We start from the raw sequence: 17,424 nt of genomic DNA on the forward strand, positions 1-17,424 counted from the left end.
TATCACCTTCATAGGTGTAGTCACCACCGGTAAAAGTCTCTGTGATATTAGCTGCAGAAGCAGATAAGGCAGGAAATAAGAAAGCCGAAAAAATGGCCGTAGAAATTAAAGTTCGCTTTAATGTCTGATTAGTTAGACATTGGGGGGGGGTAAAGTTGTTTTAGACATGGCTACCTCAAAATAGAGAGCTTTAGGCTAAAAAGTTAAGAAATGCTTCGAAGATTTTATACAGAACAAAACAACTAATTAAGGAATCACGGGTAAACCACTAAGATATATTAACTAGTTGCAATTGCTGGTTGATCACCGACTGTTTATCACAGTTCAAAAAGTTCTTTAAGTTCTTCAACGGTTAATCGCTCATCAAAGGGCACATATTCACCTTTTGAATTCTTAAAGACTCCATAGGGAACAGCCCTGCAGCCGGCTCGACGATGGAGTTTGGTATTGGTCCATACTTTATCGCGAACTTCCACGGGTAACTTTTCCACGGAACCGTAACGGATCCCCCGAAATTCAATATCGTTGAAATGAGCGAAATGCTCTTCCAATTTAGCTAAAGGATCCTTATCAATCAGAATGGTTGTGGCCTGCGGTTCAGAGTGAATATTCATAAAGGAAATCGGGCAGAACACAAATTCGATTTTGTCTAAAAAAGGTTCCAGTTTTCGGTGCAGCTGCCAACAATCCCGGCATTGCGTATCAAAAGCGACATAAGCCTTCGGTCGTCCGGCGGGGCCTTTAGAGGAAATACCGGTTCCTTCTTTTTCAAAAGATTCAAACATTTTCTTGCCATCCCAAATGACGGGGACGGAAGCGGGGGCCGCGTGGGCTGACGTCATTCCAATAGTGATTAAGGAGGAAAAACCAGCTATAAGTGCATTGCGTCGAGATATTGTTTTCATAGAAAAAAGCCTCCTTAATGTTCCAAATTATTTTACGCACAAAAACCACGGTTGCTTAGTGATTATTGGACCTCTATCACACCTTTTTTCAATTGCGTGATCGGATGCCAATCTTGTTTGGCTTTTCTGAGTCCGGGAATCCCCAGGTCTTCCTCGCGGTTGAGGTACTCAATACAAAGGGGCAAACTTTTGGCAAACGCTTGAGAGAGGGCAGGATACGCGCCGGGTACGTCACGGGTGGCTTTTTCAATATGCACAGCCAAAATATCAGAAGCGCTCCTTGCTCCATAAGTTAACCCTAAGATTCGACCATGCTCGTGCAAAATGCCGCCGTAGACCGGCAATTCGTCCCAATGCGCAAGAACTTTTTCAATAGCGGCTTTTTCCTCTAAAAGGCCTTCATTCATTTCACGCCCACTATACCAATCGTTCAAAAACGCCATGCAGTCGCCTAGACGATCCTTTGTGTACACTTCAAATTGAGCATCGGGACACGCCTTATAAAAGCGTTTGACGAAGTTACGCTTACTGTGAAAATGTGACCCTGGGAGCTCCACAAAGTCAGAACACGCATACACATAATCCCATCGATCGGGATTATCTTCAATAATCAATCTACGATGGGCGAAAGCCTTCGAGAGAATCGGCGCGATTGAATCGGTTCGTCCGTAAAAACGAAGTGGGCGATGGTTTTGGCGAGCGTCATTATCCAAGACTTCGAAAAGAGTAAAGGGAATTTCCTCTTTCCCAATAGGCATGACGAGAACCGGAGAGGGATCCTTTCCTACTAGACGCTCCAACACAAGGTGAGTGCCTTCAAACTCGAAATAACGAAAATGATTGTGAATGCCCCGACTGAAAAGCGAAACGAGACTTAAATCACAATCGCCGTCTCCATACTGTGGAAGATACTTTTTTAAAAGGTCTAAATCGCTTTCTTTTAACGCTTGAAATAACATAATGGAATCTTTCTCATCGAACCGCTAAACATTAAGACAGATGAGAACAATTTGCAAAACAATTTAGTTAGAATTTTCTGATTCTCTTTAAGATTTCAGCCCATGTTTTTTGAGCAAAATACCTCTTTATCTTCATCATCGGTTTGGACTGTGTCACAGCTCAACGACGAAGTCTCGCGTTCTTTGCAGATGAATTTTCCTCCGCTTTGGGTGGGCGGTGAAGTGCGTGGTTTTACACGTGCGGCGTCGGGCCACTGGTATTTCACGCTCAAAGATGCCACCGGCGAATTGTCGTGCGCCATGTTTGCGGGCAATAACCGCCGTGTGGGCTTTATTCCCAAAACAGGCGATCATTTGGAAGTTCATGGGCAAGTGAGTATTTACCGTGCTCGCGGTTCATACCAAATGGTTGTGGATGCCGTCAGACAAGCGGGGCTCGGTACGCTTTATGAACGTTTTTTGCAGCTTAAGGAAAAGCTTCAAAAAGAAGGTCTTTTTGATCTTTCCCGAAAAAAGACTATTGCTCGGATTAATACCAAAATTGCTGTGGTGACAAGCCTTCAAGCCGCCGCCTTGCGCGATGTGTTGACAACCTTAAGGCGCCGAGCGCCCTACGCTCGGCTAATCGTTTTTGAAACAGCCGTGCAAGGCGATGAGGCTCCGAAAGAAATTATTTCTGCCCTAAAACGAGCCGATCAAAGTGATGTTGATGTGATTTTGTTAGTCAGAGGCGGGGGCTCTCTTCAGGATCTTTGGTCTTTTAATGACGAAGCGGTTGCTCGCAGCGTTGCTGCTTTATCCAAGCCTGTTATCGTCGGTGTCGGTCACGAAAGTGATGTAACGATTGTGGACTGGGTGGCGGATTTGCGGGCAGCGACGCCGACAGCTGCGGCAGAGCATGCGACCGAAAGTGTTGACGTCTTGTTAAAAGAGCTCGCTCAGACTCATGAGACCATGCGCTACGTCTGGAGTCGCTATTGGACGGAAAACACGCAAAAAGTGGATTCCTTGATGCGAGAGATCCCCGATCCGGCCAAAAGTCTTCGCCAAGCCAACGAGCGCCTGACACTTTTGAGTCAATCGCTTTCTAGTTTGATGCGCTCTCAGTGGTTTGTGAAATCAGAAACTGTTCGTCATTTAAGCGCATCACTTATTAGTCCTTCTTCGCTTTTTCTCAGAGAAAAGGAAAGACATAACCGAATTAGTGAAGAACTTATTGCGCTCATGCATGACAAACTCAATCAAAATGAACGAGACCGTCAGGCCTTAATAGATTTGATCACGGAAATCAGTCCGCAGGCTATTTTGAAAAAAGGCTACAGCTATGTCACGGCTTCTGATGGAACATTTGTTAAAAGTGCCGAGAGCGCGGTTAAAAGCGATAACTTGCAGATTCACTGGCATGACGGACAGCTAGAGGTTCATGTAAAGAAATAGTCCACAGTGTTGCAATTCTTAACCAGAAAAGTACACCATCCGTACTTTTTCTCCGTACAATCAAAACGTTTTTTAGGAGAGAAGAAATGGCTTTTCAATTACCTACTTTGGCGTTTCCGATGAATGCATTGGCTCCCGCCATGTCTGAAGAAACCATGCAATATCACTACGGCAAGCACCACCAAACCTATCTCACCAATTTGAATACCGCTATCAAGGGCACGCCCTTTGAAACCATGTCTTTGGAAGAGATCGTTTTGGCAAGTGACGGCATCAATCAAGGTATCTTTAACAATGCCGCACAAGCTTGGAACCATGCCTTTTTCTGGATGTGTCTTTCTCCCAAGGGCGGTCAAAAGCCCCAAGGCGAATTGATGACAAAGATTGAGGAACGTTGGGGTTCTTTTGAATCTTTCCGTGAACAGTTCTGCGCCAGCGCCGCGGGCAATTTCGGCTCGGGTTGGACTTGGCTTGTGCTCACCCCTCAAAAGACGCTTGAAATCGTTAATACGTCCAATGCCGGCACGCAACTGGCTAGCGACAATACGCCGCTTCTGGTCGTGGACGTGTGGGAACACGCCTACTACATCGACTACCGCAATTCCCGCCCCAACTACTTAAATGCTCTCTTTGATCATTTGATTGATTGGGAATTTGTGGCAAGAAACTACTACAACGCTAAGTAATTCAAGACGGGCCTTGGGATCACTCCCAAGGCCGCATTTTCTCTAATTCAGACGAAGCTTGGCGCCTTCCGCTAAGTGCTTTTCCTGGAACCATCCTGCGTTCATTTCCAGCGCCCAAGCAATGGGACGGGGCGAGCAGTGTGTATTTTCTGTTTGCGCTTTCATGTGTCGTACGGCAATTAATTGTCCCTTGTCGTTAAAAAATCCAACATCTAAATCAATCGGGACATCTTTCATCCACATGCAAACTTGACGGGCCGGGTGAAAAACAAAAAGCATGCCCTTATTTTTCTCTAAGTGTTTGACACCTTGCAGTCCGCGTTGCTGTTCAGCTTCACTTTTTGCAACCTGAACGTTCACAGGCTGATCGTCCACGTAAATGGTTTCGCTCATAGCCGTGGCAGGCAAAAGAATGGTTAAAAATCCAATACAAAAACTGCGCGAGTAATGTTTAAATACTATTCGCGCAGTTTTGAGCAGAGACAATACAGAGCTCATCGACACAACAATCCTCTAGCTTGCGGCGTCTTCGGTTTTTATAGGCAGGGGTACCACACGAGTGGCGTGCAATCCGCGTTCGGATTGTTCGAATTCAAACTCTACCCGCTGATTGGTTTGCAGGGTCTTGCGACCGGGCATCTCAATGGAGCGGAAATGAACAAACACTTCACGATCCTGACCGTCGGGGATAATGAACCCGTAACCTTTGGCATCCGAGAACCATTTAACAGTACCGGAATTCATACAACATCCTTTCAAAGAAAGCATAGGCAAACAGAGAGAGTTCTATTTTGTCTGCTTTCATTTTTCATCATAGGCTTATTGCAACGGCTTAGGTAAGTTTTTTTTGAAGCTGGTCTTCGATTTTTCGCCTTTTCAACGAAAATCAATATAATCCGGATAATGATTATAAGAATCATTCTCATTAAATATGCTAAAGATTCGAATGTTTCAGTTATCCGCGCTCCCATTATTGATTTTTTTCTTATGGAGTCTGAGCGTGAAGTACGGGGCGATTTCTCCCATTTTGTTGCCAAGTCCCGAGTCTGTCGTGATGACTTGTAAAGAACTTTGTTATTCCGGAGAGTTGGCCGAACACATTATCTCGAGCGGCAAACGGACTCTATCGGGTTTCGCTCTCTCGGGTTTGACAGGCATCTCGCTGGCATTGATTTTCTCTCAAAGTCCTGTTGCGAAAAATCTAGGATATTTCGTTGTTGAAGCCGCGCGGGTGACGCCGCCCCTCGCATTGATCCCATTGTTGATTTTGTGGCTGGGTATTGAGGAAGCTCCCAAAATCGCCATTGTTTTTTTATCGAGTTTTTTCCCTATCTACCTTAACTCTTTGACTGCCATTGAGTCTGTGGAGCTTAAGCTCAAAGAGGTGGCCAAGACCTTGCATTTCTCCTCCTGGGAGACATTTCGGCTGTTGACGATTCCGGCGGCCTTGCCTGGCATATTGACTGGACTGAGGGTGGGGTTTGGTTACAGTTGGCGGGCATTAGTTGGAGCGGAGTTAATCGCGGCCTCAAGTGGTCTAGGTTTTATGATCAGCGAAGCTAGCGAGTTTTCTAAGACCAGCGTGGTTTTTGTTGGTATTTTTTCCATCATTGTGATTGGTGTTTGTATGGATCGATTGCTTTCTTGGGCGATTAACCGCTACGCGAAATTCTTTTCTGTGTGAGTTCAAGAATGTTTTCAATTGAATGCCAAAACCTCGTTAAAGAGTTTAAAAGTGTGACAGCCACCGTTCGACCGGTGGATGGTTTGTCACTAAGACTCAATGCTGGCGAAATTCATGCGGTGATAGGGGAGAGCGGCTGTGGGAAAACAACCTTGCTTCGTTTAATTGCCGGACTTGAGAGAGCGGAGACGGGGACGATCAGTTTTTTCCCAAAAGATAAGACGCCAACGATTTCCATGGTTTTTCAAGAACCTCGGCTTTTCCCGTGGTTTACTGTTGAGAAAAATGTGGCACTCGCAGTCAGACATCTCAGTCGTGAAGTACAACAAGAAAAAGTTCGACACGTGCTTGAATTAGTGGGATTGTCTTCGTATCGAGAGTTTTTCCCCTCACAACTGTCCGGCGGCATGGCGCAGCGCGTTGGTTTGGCTCGAGCTTTGTGTCCGAAGCCAGACATCTTACTTTTAGATGAGGCCTTCAGCGCGCTGGATGCATTGACACGATCAAAAATCTACCCTGAATTTATTCGAATCCACAAATCTGAACCGGTAACCACAGTGCTGGTCACTCACGACGTTACAGAAGCAGTTCTTTTATCACGCAATGTATTTCGATTGGGCGGCGGGAAATTGATCAAGCACTACGATGTGGACTTACCTTATCCAAGATCATTGGCTACGGACGGCGTGGGGGAACTGATCGAGGATATTCTCAACGATTTTTTAACAAAACCGAAAGGGAAATGTCTATGAAACTTAAATTGTGTTTGGCAGCGGCGCTGTCCTGTGTGGTCGGTTTGGCTTGCGCTCAAAGCATGCCCAAAGAAATCAATATCGCCTATGTGAAAGCGCCTTTTAACCTTCAGAACATGGTGATGAAGGATCAAAAACTATTGGAAAAGGCGTTTGAAAAACATGGTACGACAGTGAAGTGGCACACGATTACCTCCGGCGCAAAACAGGCGCAGGCTATGGCTGCCGGATCTTTGGATTTTTCCGCAGTGATGAACACGGCCTCTCTGCTCTCTACCAATGGTGCGGGTAATCCGGTTTTAATTGCTAATGGCGTTGCTCACCCCGCTGACACCTTCGCCATCGTTGGTAAACCCGGCGCAAACTTCTCCGTGAAAGATCTTAAAGGTAAGAAAGTCGCAGGACCGCGAGGAACCGTCTTGCATCAGCTTTTAATTGCGGCTCTGATTAAGGAAGGGATGTCCGTTGATGATGTGGAATTTCTTTCTATGGATCAACCCGCGGCACTTTCTGCAATGCTCAGCGGCAATGTCGATGCGTCTTTGCAGGCGGCAAGCGGAGTGATCAAAGCGCAGGAAGCCGGTTGTAAGGTTATTTCCACCGCAAAAGGTCTGGTGAATGTGAACCTTGTGATGACGGTGCGAGAAGCGTTTGCGACGAAGTACCCTCAAGCGGTTGAAGAGGTAGTGAAAGTTCAGCGTGAAACGCTCAAATGGATAAACGAACATCGCCGTGAAGCGATTGCTCTGGGGGCCAAAGAGCATGGAATCACCTTCAAGGATGCGCAACAGCTTGCCGATTGGTCCAATTATTACGATGTACTCAGCGCAGAGGATATTCAGGGACTGAGAGAAGACCAAGAGTTTCTCATTGAGAACAAACTGATGCAAAAAAACGTCGATGTTGAAAAATTAGTTTTGCCTATTGCGAAACACTAAAGGAGCTGCAATGTTTTTTGAAACTCCTCAAACCATTTGTGTTCGAGATGAAGAGGGTGTTATCTCTTTTAATCGGGAAGATCTGATTCGTTATTCTGGTCAGGGCCATTTAATTGCGAGTGCATTGATCATGCGTCTGTTCTCAGATGCCTTTGCTCGACTCTCGCCGAGTGCACCCCCGCTTCGAAGGGATATTCGGGTCTTATCGGCTTTTCCGGGATTAGGCGTTCGAGATCACGTTGAACTGGTAACACGAGCCGTGACCGATAAGCGGTATTTCCTGGATAAACAAGCCGGCCCCGACACGGCACCTACCTCAGCAATTGGAGGACGCATGTATTTCGTTGTTGCTGTGGGTGACAAAGCCGTAAGTTACGTCATGAATCCGGAAATTTTTGATGATCGCTGGCGCCGGGAGGTGGCGGCTTATCAGAAAGGTGGCAAAACTGTTAAGGAACATGCCCGTTATGTTGCCTACAAGTATGACGTGGTCGGTCAGTTGATGACCCGAGAAGATATCTTCCTCGAAATCAAGGAAGTCAGCACAGATATTTTCAATCAATAACAAAGAAACGGCCCGGAAACCGGGCCATCGCCTACTTAAGCTTTCCCTGTCGAGCCGAAGCCACCCGCACCGCGATCCGATGCTTCAAAATCATCCACAATGTTCATTTGCATTTGAACAACGGGCACAATGACAAGCTGCGCAATGCGTTCCATCGGTTCAATGGTGAAGGCTTCTTGTCCGCGGTTCCAGGTGGAAACCATCAATTCGCCTTGATAGTCCGAGTCAATCAATCCCACTAAATTTCCCAAAACGATACCGTGTTTGTGGCCCAAACCCGAACGGGGAAGAATCAAGGCGGCGTAACCCGGATCGGCCAGATGAATGGCAAGACCGGTTTTAATCAAGCGAGTTTCACCGGGATTGAGCGTCAGCGGCTCATCCAACATGGCTCTTAAATCAAGACCCGCGGAGCCCGTTGTGGCATAGGCCGGCATTTTTTCTTTAACACGGGAATCAAGGATTTTGACGTCGACTTTCATGGGATTATCTCCGGCGGTTTCGTTTCTGACGGATAACATTTGAAAAAATAGAGAATAAAACTAAAAAGACGGCCGTGGCGATCAGTTCTTCATCGCCAGTCATGCCGCCATAGAAAAAGAGGGCAAAACCCGCAAAGATTAGAAGAAAAGTCGAGGCAGAGCCTGCACGACTGAGCTTGTTGCGAGAAGCGGATGACGGGTTTTGGGCGACAGACGGATCCACTCTAAAAGCATCTTCCGGTTGATTGATGACCGTGTCACGATGAATCGGAGTGGGATCGATGTCAGGAGAAGTCCAAACACCGGAAGCCGCACCGTTTAACTCATCGTTAATCTGTTCGCGCATCTGCTCATCGTTGACTTGCAAAGCTTTTAATTCTTGAACGCTTTTTTGATTGAGCTTTTCAACAAAGCTAGCAAAGTCCCCATCTTTAGGTTCCAAGTAGGAAGGATCGAAACGCTTTCGCATCAGTTCACCTCCTGGGCAATTTTGGCGATAAGCGCCTGGGCAATGTGCTCTTTGGTTGCTTTAGCCAAAGGTGTGGCCGCATCGCGCTCGACAAAGACGACGGCATTGGTATCTTGATTCATCGCGTCGCTTACCAAATTAGCCACGATTAAAGGCACGTTTTTACGGTACAGCTTAGCCCGTGCGTTATCAATGAGATTATCCGTTTCTGCAGCAAAACCCACGCAATAGGGAGCATTTTCAAGCGCTGCCACACTGGCAAGAATGTCCGGATTTTCTTCAAACTGAAGATCCGGGGCGCCTGCAAATTCTTTTTTGATTTTGTGATCGCTTGCATTGGCAACTCGCCAATCGGCAACGGCGGCCACACTGATGAAAATTTCATGCTGAGCGACTTCCTGCATGACCGCGTCATACATCTCGCGCGCGGTGGTCACATCAATTCGCTTGACACCGGCGGGAGTTTTTAAATCACATTTCCCGGCAATTAAAGTCACCTCAGCGCCAGCTAAAGCAGCCGCTTTGGCAATGGCAAAACCTTGTTTGCCCGATGATAGGTTGGTGATGCCGCGAACCGGATCAATCGGCTCGTAAGTCGGTCCCGCCGTAATGAGTACACGACAGCGATCGAGCAGGCGCGGTGAGAATGCCCCTTGTAGCAGCTCAATGATGTCTTCAGGCTCAAGCATGCGGCCGCTTCCGATATCACCGCAGGCTTGCTCGCCCGAGTCCGGGCCTAGGAATATAGCTCCATCTTGAGTCAGTTGTGTGACATTGCGCTGAGTGGCCTGATTGTGCCACATAAAGGTATTCATGGCAGGCGCGTAGGCAACCGGACAGCGCGCAGCAAGGATTGCCGCGCTTAAGAGATCGTCGGCGAGCCCTTGAGCAGCTTTTGCCAAAATATTGGCCGTCGCAGGAGCCACAAGAAGAAGCGAAGCATCCTTTGTGGCTTCAATATGCGGAATGGGAGAAGCGGAGTCTCCCCAATCGCCCGTATAGACCTTTTTCGCTCCCAGCGCCTGGAAACTGAGCGGTGTAACAAAACGCTGCGCGGCCTCAGTCATAATGACAGACACTTCAGCGCCTCGTTTAATGAGCAATCTCAATAATTCACAGCTTTTGTAAGCAGCAATGGAACCGGTTACCGCCAATACAATCTTTTGCCCAGAGAGCATCGCACTGTCCTTTAATCCGAGGAGTTATGGGTTAGGCTATCAATGATCAAAAGCCCCGCGCCGCCCACAATGGCCATATCAGCCACATTAAAGGCGGGCCAGTGCCAATAGCCGTAATAAAAATCTAGGAAATCAATCACATATCCGTAAATTATACGGTCAAAGAGATTACCTAACGCACCGCCCATGATCAAAGACAGAGCAAGACAAAAAAGCCCTTCTTGCGAGTGTTTGATGATGAGTTTGGCGCAGACAAAAACTGCGACTAAAGCAATCGCTGCGAAAAGATACATCTGCCAGCCGTCATGGCCTGCGAGAAATGAAAAAGCAGCTCCGGTGTTATGGGCCAACACGAGGTTGAAAAAAGACGTGACCGCTCTGGATTCACCAAGATAAAAATGACTTTCAAAGTACCATTTGGTCACGAAGTCAATGATAAACACCAGAGCTGAAACGCCCGCCCAGGGCAATAATGCTCGGGCGGGACGAGAGTTTGTGCTCATACAAAAACCTTAAGCAAAGCGGCGGGTTTCACCAGCACCGAAAAGGTTTTCAGCGCAGCGGGCGCAAAGCGTCGGGTGGTCGGCCACCGTGCCCACTGTTGCCGTGTAGTGCCAGCAGCGAGCGCACTTGGGAGCGGCGGATTGATGCACGCTCACCGAGGCCGGCCCCTGATGAAGATCAGCGCGGCTCGTGATCATGACAAAGCGCAATTCGTCGCCCAAGCTTGCCAAGGCTTCATAGTCATCGCCATCAACAGTGATGTCCACTTCAGCTTGAAGGCTTGAACCCACCTTGCCTTCAGCGCGCAAGTTTTCGATTTCTTTTTGCACATCGGTGCGAACCTTGCGGATACGTTCCCACTTGGCGATCAATTCTTCAGCACCTGCGATTTCAGGCAAATTGAAGAATTCTTCAGTAAAGATCGAAACCGACTTGCCCGGTTCAAAGATGGCAAAGGCTTCTTCGGCCGTAAAGGAGAGAATCGGAGCCATCAAGCGCAGGTAAGCCGCGGTGATGTACCAAAGGGCGGTTTGCGCAGAGCGGCGAGCCAACCCTGTTGTGGCGGTCGTGTAGAGACGATCTTTGAGAATATCCAGGTAGAAGCTTCCCAAGTCATCGCTTGCGAACGATTGCAGCTTCGCCACGATCGGGTGGAAGTCGTTGTCGTTATAAAGTTCAATGACTTCCTTTTGCAATTGAGCAACACGGGCGATGGCCCAGCGGTCAAGCTCAATCATGTCTTCAAACTTCACAGCATCCTTGGTGATGTCGAAGTCACTGGTGTTGGCTAAGAGGAAGCGCAACGTGTTGCGGATGCGGCGGTAAGAGTCCGTCACGTGTTTAACGATCGTCTTACCGAAACTCAATTCACCGGAGTAATCGGTGGAGGCCACCCACAAGCGCAGAATTTCAGCGCCATAGGTCTTCGTGGCATCCATGAGCTGCACCGTGTTGCCCAAGCTCTTACTCATCTTGCGGCCTTGTTCGTCCACCGTAAAGCCGTGCGTTAAGAGGGCGTTGTACGGAGCGCGGCCATCGAGCATCACGCCGATCAACAAAGAAGAATGGAACCAACCGCGGTGTTGGTCGCTGCCTTCCAAATAAAGATCGATCGGGAAGTCGAGTTTATCCTTGTGAGAACCTCGCACCACTGTGGCGTGTGTGGAGCCCGAGTCAAACCACACGTCCAAAATGTCGGTGGTCTTGTCATACTGTTGGGCTTCTTCAGCACTCATGAAATCTTCCGCTTTAGCCTGAGTCCAGGTTTCGATGCCGCCTTGTTCGACGCGTTTGGCGACTTCTTCCATGATTTCAAGCGTGCGCGGATGCAGCTTGCCCGTTACCTTGTGGGTGAAGAAGGGAAGCGGCACACCCCAGTTGCGTTGACGCGAGATACACCAGTCAGGACGGTTGGCGATCATGGCGTGCAGACGGTTGTAACCCCAGCTCGGGTAGAACTTCGTGGCATCCACCGCTTCAAGCGCAGCCTCGCGAAGGCTCTTGGGCTGTTCGGTACCGATTGCAGGACGTGTGTCATCGTTACTCTTATCCATACGGATAAACCACTGGCTCGTTGCACGGTAGATCAAGGGCGTCTTGTGGCGCCAGCAGTGCATATAGCTGTGAACCTGCGTGCCGTAGTGCAAAAGGTTACCGGATTCTTTCAGTTTTTCAACGATAACCGGTTGCGCTTTCCAAATGTGCAAGCCACCGAAGAGGGGAAGGTCGTCGGCGTAAACACCGTTGCCTTGCACCGGATTGAGGATGTCATCGTTGTGCATGCCGTACTTCTTGCAGGTGTAGAAGTCGTCCACACCGTAGGCAGGCGCCGAGTGAACAATACCGGTACCGGCCGTTGAATCAACATAGTCGGCTAATTCAACGGGACTAAAGCGCTTGTAGCCCGCATCCATTTGAGAAAGCGGGTGCATGAAGCGAACCAATTCAAAAGCCTGGCCCTTCGCTGTTGCGACCGTCTTACCTTGCATTTCATAGCGCTTGAGGCAATCTTCAACCAGCTTTTCGCACAAGATGAGGTAACGATCGCCGCAATCGACTAACGCATAGTCAAGCTCGGGGTGCATGTTCAAGGCTTGGTTGGCGGGAATCGTCCAAGGCGTCGTTGTCCAAATCACCGTGTAGGCGGGTTTATCGAGCGTATGACCATAGATTGCTTCAACCTTGGCCTTATCTTCTTCGGCCAAGGGGAAAGCCACGTCAATGATGGGGCCTTTAATGTCTTTGTATTCGACTTCGGCTTCAGCCAAAGCGGATTGGCAGTCAAAGCACCAGTTCACAGGCTTAAGACCACGGTAGACGTAACCCTTTTCCATGAGCTTGGCAAGCACTCGGATTTGAGCGGCTTCCGTGTCGTAGCGAAGCGTGAGGTACGGATCGTTCCAATCGCCCAAAACGCCTAAACGTTGGAAACCGGTCATTTGGCGAGCGACTTGCTCGTGAGCATATTGACGAGCCTTGGCTTGCAGTTCAACGATCGGCAAGTTTTTGCCGTAAAGCTTTTCAATCTGAATTTCAATGGGCATGCCGTGGCAGTCCCAACCCGGCACGTAGGGAGTGTCGTATCCCATCAACGTGCGGGACTTCAAAATGATGTCTTTTAAAACCTTGTTGACACCATGACCCAAGTGCAAGTCGCCGTTAGCGTACGGAGGACCATCGTGCAAAATAAAATGCTTGCGGCCTTTTTTCGCATTGCGGATGGCACCGTAAATATCTTTTTCAAGCCATTCTTTGATCCAATTCGGTTCACGGGCTGGCAGGTTGCCGCGCATCGGGAAGGGCGTATCCGGCAGATTAAGCGGATACTTTTGGGCTTGATCGTCAGTAGTTTTAGCCATGATATCTCCTTGGTCCCCTCGGACTCTTCAAGGTTGTTAAAAACAAAAGCGTGCGAATTTTTAATAGGCTTCGCACTAACCGTACATTTCGGTGAGTTCCGTATCGGAACGCGCCAAACCGACCAGTCCGCGAGCTTTCTGAGCATCGGCGTTAATGGCGGCTTTCAATTCATCCAAATTGGCGAACTTTTTGTCGTCGCGCAATTTATCCAAAAATTCCACTCGAACGATTTTGCCGTAACAGTCGGAGTGGTAATCAAAAATATGCGTTTCAAGCAAGTATTTCTTCGGCTGACCCGCTGTCACCGTCGGCCGGCAGGTGATCGTAGCTACACCACCCAACGGATAGGGAGCAAGTCCATGCACAAACACGGCGTACACGCCTTTGACGGCCGGCTCTCCGTTTTTATCAACCGGGATGCAATCAAGATTGATGGTCGGAAAACCCAGTGTGCGGCCTAATTCCTGACCATGCACAACACGGCCCGTGATGTGATAGTGATGGCCCAGCAATTGGGTGACTTCAAAAAGGTCATTATCTTGGAGGGCTTTTCTCAAGCGTGTGCTGGAGATACGGCTTTTCCCATGAAAAAGGGTAGGAGAAACCCAGACTTCAAAACCGAGTTCCTTGCCAAGTGCTTTCAAATCTTGCACATTGCCCTGACCTTTATAGCCGAAATGAAAATCCTCTCCCACGGTAACCCAACGGGCGTGCAGTCCATCGACTAAAATCTCTTCAGCAAATTGCCTTGGACTCATACGGGCTAAGCGCTCATTGAAGTTAAGGAAAATGACGCGTTGAATGCCGCAGGCCCCGATATCGAGCACCTTATCCCGAATGTTGTTGACTCGGGCTAGAACTTCGTGACCGTGAGGGTAGACTTCTTTGGGATGGGGTTCGAATGTGACCGCGCAAGGCAAAAGACCGCGAAGGTCTGCGGCCTGCACCACTTCCTCTAAAAGCGCCTGATGGCCGCGATGCACACCGTCAAAATTGCCGATGGCCACCGCACAGTCCATTTTTCTTAGATCCTGAGGAATCCCTCGAAATACTTTCATAGTACGAAAAATCAGAAATAAACGCCCAATTTTATCAAATATGTATTAAGGTGATTTGAGAGGTTTAGAGTAGTCCGACGAGAAATAATCTTTGTTGGAAATCAACGATACAAAGGATTATTTCTCGTATTCCTTCCATAGACTGTGCCGGTGTTTGGCATAGTCAGCGTCAACATAACCGCTAAACATCGCCGGCAGTAAAAAGCGATTGGCTTTAAATATGAACGCCGCCATGTGACCAATAAAAAGCAAAATAGCAAGCACCATGCCCAAATTGTGCAGTTGGGCAAGCCAAAAGAGCACCGGATCGGGAAAGTCAATTCCAGAGAGATTTTTGAGCGTCTTTAAGAGTCCCGTGATGATCAGTAATGCAAAAACAGCTGCAAAAGTCGCCCAAGCCAGTCTTTGTTCAGGCAGATACTTGCCCGAAGGCGGTTCCTGCCCGCCGGTTAAAAGCGCTTTAATGATGGCAACGCTTTTAGAGAGGTCGCCTTTTTGAGGGACGATGTCAAAATCGCCTTCTAATGCATGAACCACCAAATGAAACACACAAAGAAACGTGAAAAGGATGGCAAAGGCGTAGTGCCATGGTAAGGTAGTGAAAAAGTCAGCCGTGGAGGGAAAAACTTGAGTTAATCCATAGCGTTTAGCAACAGGCATTTGCAAAATGCCGGTCACAATCAGGCCGAAGCAGGAAAAGGCGATCCCCCAATGAACGAAGCGGTTACGGACACTTTGACGATAGACTCGCATCACTTGTCCTCCTTTTTCTGAGACTTTTTGCGTCGGGCGATGAGGTAAGCGGTGGCCGCGGCCGCTAGCGGAGCGGCCAATGTCGCAATAGCCCACGAAGACGATTCTTTAAGTTGAGGTGCGACAGCTTGAAATGCTGGTCGACCGGCGTTTTCGGTGTTTTTTTGGTTTTCAACAATAGCCTTATTGAGTTCTTCAAAAGGAACGGAGGAAATGTACCAGGTCGCCGTACCACCGTTTTCGTTGACACCGTACAGATAACGATTGGCTGCCATTTGACGAACCGTTATTAATGCTTGTTCCAGCGGCAAAAAGGAAATGGCTTTTTGAGGACAACTTTGAGCACAGGCGGGCGTTTGTCCATCCCTCAGTCTGTCAGCGCAAAAATCGCACTTGTACATGACGCCACCGCCGGCAAAAGTCGGAGCCACATCAAGATAAAGACCAACACCGGCTTGTCGTTGCGGAATGCCCCACGGACAGACATCTCGGCATTTCGCTCCGCCGAAACACACTTTAGGATCAATCTTTATGGCACCTTGCACAGTACGGTCAATGGCGCCAAAGGGACAGATTTTTCGGCAGGGGGCGTCAAAGCAGTGCATGCAACGTCTGGGAGCAAAGATTTCTCGTCCGTCATTTAAAACAATTTTTTCCACATAAAGCCAGTTATAAGGAGTCAGGCGATCCACTCTTTCTCGTTGAGACGAGAAATCTTCAAATGTTTTTTGTGGCCAATAGGGTTTCAGAGGCTTTTGTGGTTCGGGAAATCGTTTTTGATTTTTTTGTCGACAGGCTGATACACAGGCAGGTACTGCAAGTCCTGGACATCCGTTGCAACGATCTAAGTCTATAAGACTAATCCATTGTTTGGGAGCCGGGGTTCCCGTCGAAGTTTTCGCCTGGCTTTCGGCGCTAACTAATAAAGTGCCGACTAGGGCGGATTTCAAAAATGTTCTGCGATCAGACATAGGGCACACTTTTTTTGAGGAAAGAGCGAGGTCTTTCTTCTTAGAAATATGAAGTCAGTCTATTGGAAAAATACACGGGATGCTCAATTGAAACAGGCAAAGCTATGGAACCAATAGATTAGACATCTTCTAATTCAAATTATTCGTGTGATCTATGCTAAGCAATCGTTTCGAATTGGTACCCGCAACTTTCGACTAGTTTTTTGTCTTTTTCAATTCCTGTGCCTTTTGTTGTGAGCAGATCGCCAGCGATCGCGCTATTAATACCGGCTCTAAGTGCCAATCGTGTTGCGGTATCAGATAACCGTCTCCTTCCGCCGGCAAATCGCAAATAAGCTTTTGGGTTGGCAAGGCGAAAAAGAGCGATTGTGCGGATGATTTCTTCTTCAGAAATTGGTTCGATAAGCTCAAGTGGTGTGCCCTTGATTGGTTCAAGAATATTAATTGGAATAGAACAAATTTTTAATTTTCTTAACGTTAGAGCCAATTCAATTCTGTTTTGTCGACTCTCACCCATACCGATAATGCCGCCAGAACAAATATCAAGACCAGCTGAATGTGCTGCTTCAATGGTTTTGAGTTTGTCGGTGAAGGTGTGTGATGAACAAACATGTGGGAAAAAGTTTTCGCAAGTTTCTAAATTGCAATGACAGCGGCACACACCTGCTTGAGCAAGAAGCTGAAATTCTTCTGCTGTTAGAAGACCGGCCGATAAACATATTTCAAGCGACGTTTCTTTTTTCAGTTCTCGGACGATTTCTGCCGCTTCTCTAACTTCTCGTCGTGAAAGTTTTCTTCCGCTTGTGACAAGTGAGAAACGTGTAGCTCCTGATCGTTGTGCAATAAGAGCGGCCTCAATGATTTTCTTTGCCTCAAGCAGTGGATAAATTTCACACTGTCCTTCAAAATGACGGGACTGAGCACACCAGTGACAATTTTCTGAACAACGTCCGCTTTTAGCATTGACGATGGCGCAAAAGTTAAACACCTGACTGGCCTTATGAATAGTGACTTCGTGGGCGGCTTCGACCAAATGAGAAATCGGCGCATTAGCTATCTGTTGAAGATCTTCAGCTGTTGGAATTTCCTCTTGCATGGCGCGTTGTTTCACTTGATCTAAAAGCGTTAAAACGTTATCCATAGTGTCGGATTGAATGTAGAGTGAAATTTCCTAAGTTTAGAGGCGAGTTAAATTCACTTCAAATGTCGAAGCGGTCATGAGTT

The 17,424-nt window shown here is 47.9% G+C and carries 19 protein-coding genes; 6 read left to right on the forward strand and 13 right to left on the reverse strand.

The features are described from left to right. Window positions 1-317: 317 nt before the first annotated feature. Together NW199_RS07440 and NW199_RS07445 are read right to left on the reverse strand one after the other, a co-directional pair. Window positions 318-905 carry a thioredoxin domain-containing protein gene (locus NW199_RS07440; RefSeq protein WP_258334145.1) on the reverse strand — a complete coding sequence of 196 codons (588 nt, stop codon included), beginning with the start codon at window positions 903-905 and terminating at the stop codon, window positions 318-320. Between the two features lie 62 nt (window positions 906-967). Then, window positions 968-1,864: a DUF2156 domain-containing protein gene (locus NW199_RS07445; protein ID WP_258334146.1), complete on the reverse strand. Its 897-nt coding sequence runs from the start codon at window positions 1,862-1,864 to the stop codon at window positions 968-970. A 102-nt stretch (window positions 1,865-1,966) separates the two neighbouring features. On the opposite strand from NW199_RS07445, the gene xseA reads away from it, so the two are divergent. Together xseA and NW199_RS07455 are read left to right on the forward strand one after the other, a co-directional pair. Further along, the gene (gene xseA, locus NW199_RS07450; RefSeq protein WP_258334147.1) at window positions 1,967-3,301 is read left to right on the forward strand and encodes an exodeoxyribonuclease VII large subunit; all 1,335 of its coding nucleotides are present in this window, start codon (window positions 1,967-1,969) and stop codon (window positions 3,299-3,301) included. Window positions 3,302-3,387: 86 nt separating this feature from the next. After that, a complete protein-coding gene (locus NW199_RS07455) occupies window positions 3,388-3,987 on the forward strand; it encodes a superoxide dismutase (protein WP_022472369.1) in 600 nt (199 codons plus the stop codon). 42 nt (window positions 3,988-4,029) lie between these two features. On the opposite strand, the gene NW199_RS07460 is transcribed toward NW199_RS07455, so the two are convergent. Both NW199_RS07460 and NW199_RS07465 read right to left on the reverse strand, forming a co-directional pair. Further along, window positions 4,030-4,485, reverse strand: coding sequence for a DUF192 domain-containing protein (locus NW199_RS07460; protein WP_258334148.1), 456 nt, complete (start codon window positions 4,483-4,485; stop codon window positions 4,030-4,032). Between the two features lie 15 nt (window positions 4,486-4,500). Next, entirely contained in the window at window positions 4,501-4,731 is a 231-nt protein-coding gene (locus tag NW199_RS07465; protein WP_258334149.1) for a cold-shock protein, read from the reverse strand. Between the two features lie 256 nt (window positions 4,732-4,987). On the opposite strand from NW199_RS07465, the gene NW199_RS07470 reads away from it, so the two are divergent. From NW199_RS07470 to NW199_RS07485, 4 genes are read left to right on the forward strand one after another with little or no spacing between them, the layout of a single operon-like run. Continuing rightward, window positions 4,988-5,671 (forward strand): ABC transporter permease, encoded by a 684-nt coding sequence (locus NW199_RS07470; protein WP_258334150.1) that lies wholly within the window; start codon window positions 4,988-4,990, stop codon window positions 5,669-5,671. Between the two features lie 8 nt (window positions 5,672-5,679). Continuing rightward, window positions 5,680-6,423 (forward strand): ABC transporter ATP-binding protein, encoded by a 744-nt coding sequence (locus NW199_RS07475; protein WP_258334151.1) that lies wholly within the window; start codon window positions 5,680-5,682, stop codon window positions 6,421-6,423. Beyond that, on the forward strand, window positions 6,420-7,361 hold the full coding sequence (locus NW199_RS07480; protein ID WP_258334152.1) for an ABC transporter substrate-binding protein: 942 nt from the start codon (window positions 6,420-6,422) through the stop codon (window positions 7,359-7,361). Before NW199_RS07475 ends, NW199_RS07480 begins: the two co-directional genes overlap by 4 nt. 10 nt (window positions 7,362-7,371) lie before the next feature. Continuing rightward, entirely contained in the window at window positions 7,372-7,926 is a 555-nt protein-coding gene (locus NW199_RS07485) for a hypothetical protein (protein WP_258334153.1), read from the forward strand. 35 nt (window positions 7,927-7,961) lie between these two features. Here the strand turns inward: NW199_RS07485 and dut are convergent, their stop codons facing one another. The 9 genes from dut to bioB form a co-directional block, all read right to left on the reverse strand. Then, entirely contained in the window at window positions 7,962-8,408 is a 447-nt protein-coding gene (gene dut / locus NW199_RS07490) for a dUTP diphosphatase (RefSeq protein ID WP_258334154.1), read from the reverse strand. 4 nt (window positions 8,409-8,412) lie between these two features. Next, on the reverse strand, window positions 8,413-8,877 hold the full coding sequence (locus NW199_RS07495) for a hypothetical protein (RefSeq protein WP_258334155.1): 465 nt from the start codon (window positions 8,875-8,877) through the stop codon (window positions 8,413-8,415). Continuing rightward, on the reverse strand, window positions 8,877-10,055 hold the full coding sequence (gene coaBC / locus NW199_RS07500) for a bifunctional phosphopantothenoylcysteine decarboxylase/phosphopantothenate--cysteine ligase CoaBC (protein WP_258334156.1): 1,179 nt from the start codon (window positions 10,053-10,055) through the stop codon (window positions 8,877-8,879). The genes NW199_RS07495 and coaBC overlap by 1 nt, the downstream gene beginning before the upstream one ends. A gap of 11 nt (window positions 10,056-10,066) precedes the next feature. Continuing rightward, window positions 10,067-10,558 carry a signal peptidase II gene (gene lspA / locus NW199_RS07505; protein ID WP_258334157.1) on the reverse strand — a complete coding sequence of 164 codons (492 nt, stop codon included), beginning with the start codon at window positions 10,556-10,558 and terminating at the stop codon, window positions 10,067-10,069. Window positions 10,559-10,567: 9 nt separating this feature from the next. Beyond that, the gene (gene ileS, locus NW199_RS07510) at window positions 10,568-13,417 is read right to left on the reverse strand and encodes an isoleucine--tRNA ligase (protein WP_258334158.1); all 2,850 of its coding nucleotides are present in this window, start codon (window positions 13,415-13,417) and stop codon (window positions 10,568-10,570) included. Window positions 13,418-13,492: 75 nt separating this feature from the next. Further along, window positions 13,493-14,476, reverse strand: a complete 984-nt coding sequence (locus tag NW199_RS07515; protein WP_258334159.1) for a bifunctional riboflavin kinase/FAD synthetase — start codon at window positions 14,474-14,476, stop codon at window positions 13,493-13,495. A 117-nt stretch (window positions 14,477-14,593) separates the two neighbouring features. Next, a complete protein-coding gene (locus tag NW199_RS07520) occupies window positions 14,594-15,229 on the reverse strand; it encodes a formate dehydrogenase subunit gamma (RefSeq protein WP_258334160.1) in 636 nt (211 codons plus the stop codon). Then, window positions 15,229-15,921, reverse strand: a complete 693-nt coding sequence (locus tag NW199_RS07525; RefSeq protein ID WP_353477858.1) for a 4Fe-4S dicluster domain-containing protein — start codon at window positions 15,919-15,921, stop codon at window positions 15,229-15,231. The genes NW199_RS07520 and NW199_RS07525 overlap by 1 nt, the downstream gene beginning before the upstream one ends. A gap of 436 nt (window positions 15,922-16,357) precedes the next feature. After that, on the reverse strand, window positions 16,358-17,341 hold the full coding sequence (gene bioB, locus NW199_RS07530) for a biotin synthase BioB (protein WP_258334161.1): 984 nt from the start codon (window positions 17,339-17,341) through the stop codon (window positions 16,358-16,360). Window positions 17,342-17,424 lie beyond the last annotated feature (83 nt).

It is taken from the genome of Parasutterella secunda (assembly GCF_024733725.1).
GTDB lineage: Bacteria > Pseudomonadota > Gammaproteobacteria > Burkholderiales > Burkholderiaceae_F > Aphodousia > Aphodousia faecalis.

Coding starts and splice junctions, on each gene's coding strand:
- NW199_RS07460 (WP_258334148.1), bottom strand. CDS start 4,485: ATGAGCTCTGTATTGTCTCTGCTCAAAACTGCGCGAATAGTATTTAAA.
- NW199_RS07445 (WP_258334146.1), bottom strand. CDS start 1,864: ATGTTATTTCAAGCGTTAAAAGAAAGCGATTTAGACCTTTTAAAAAAG.
- NW199_RS07465 (WP_258334149.1), bottom strand. CDS start 4,731: ATGAATTCCGGTACTGTTAAATGGTTCTCGGATGCCAAAGGTTACGGG.
- ileS (WP_258334158.1), bottom strand. CDS start 13,417: ATGGCTAAAACTACTGACGATCAAGCCCAAAAGTATCCGCTTAATCTG.
- NW199_RS07520 (WP_258334160.1), bottom strand. CDS start 15,229: ATGCGAGTCTATCGTCAAAGTGTCCGTAACCGCTTCGTTCATTGGGGG.
- NW199_RS07515 (WP_258334159.1), bottom strand. CDS start 14,476: ATGAAAGTATTTCGAGGGATTCCTCAGGATCTAAGAAAAATGGACTGT.
- xseA (WP_258334147.1), top strand. CDS start 1,967: ATGTTTTTTGAGCAAAATACCTCTTTATCTTCATCATCGGTTTGGACT.
- coaBC (WP_258334156.1), bottom strand. CDS start 10,055: ATGCTCTCTGGGCAAAAGATTGTATTGGCGGTAACCGGTTCCATTGCT.
- lspA (WP_258334157.1), bottom strand. CDS start 10,558: ATGAGCACAAACTCTCGTCCCGCCCGAGCATTATTGCCCTGGGCGGGC.
- NW199_RS07495 (WP_258334155.1), bottom strand. CDS start 8,877: ATGCGAAAGCGTTTCGATCCTTCCTACTTGGAACCTAAAGATGGGGAC.
- NW199_RS07480 (WP_258334152.1), top strand. CDS start 6,420: ATGAAACTTAAATTGTGTTTGGCAGCGGCGCTGTCCTGTGTGGTCGGT.
- dut (WP_258334154.1), bottom strand. CDS start 8,408: ATGAAAGTCGACGTCAAAATCCTTGATTCCCGTGTTAAAGAAAAAATG.
- NW199_RS07455 (WP_022472369.1), top strand. CDS start 3,388: ATGGCTTTTCAATTACCTACTTTGGCGTTTCCGATGAATGCATTGGCT.
- NW199_RS07485 (WP_258334153.1), top strand. CDS start 7,372: ATGTTTTTTGAAACTCCTCAAACCATTTGTGTTCGAGATGAAGAGGGT.
- NW199_RS07440 (WP_258334145.1), bottom strand. CDS start 905: ATGAAAACAATATCTCGACGCAATGCACTTATAGCTGGTTTTTCCTCC.
- NW199_RS07475 (WP_258334151.1), top strand. CDS start 5,680: ATGTTTTCAATTGAATGCCAAAACCTCGTTAAAGAGTTTAAAAGTGTG.
- bioB (WP_258334161.1), bottom strand. CDS start 17,341: ATGGATAACGTTTTAACGCTTTTAGATCAAGTGAAACAACGCGCCATG.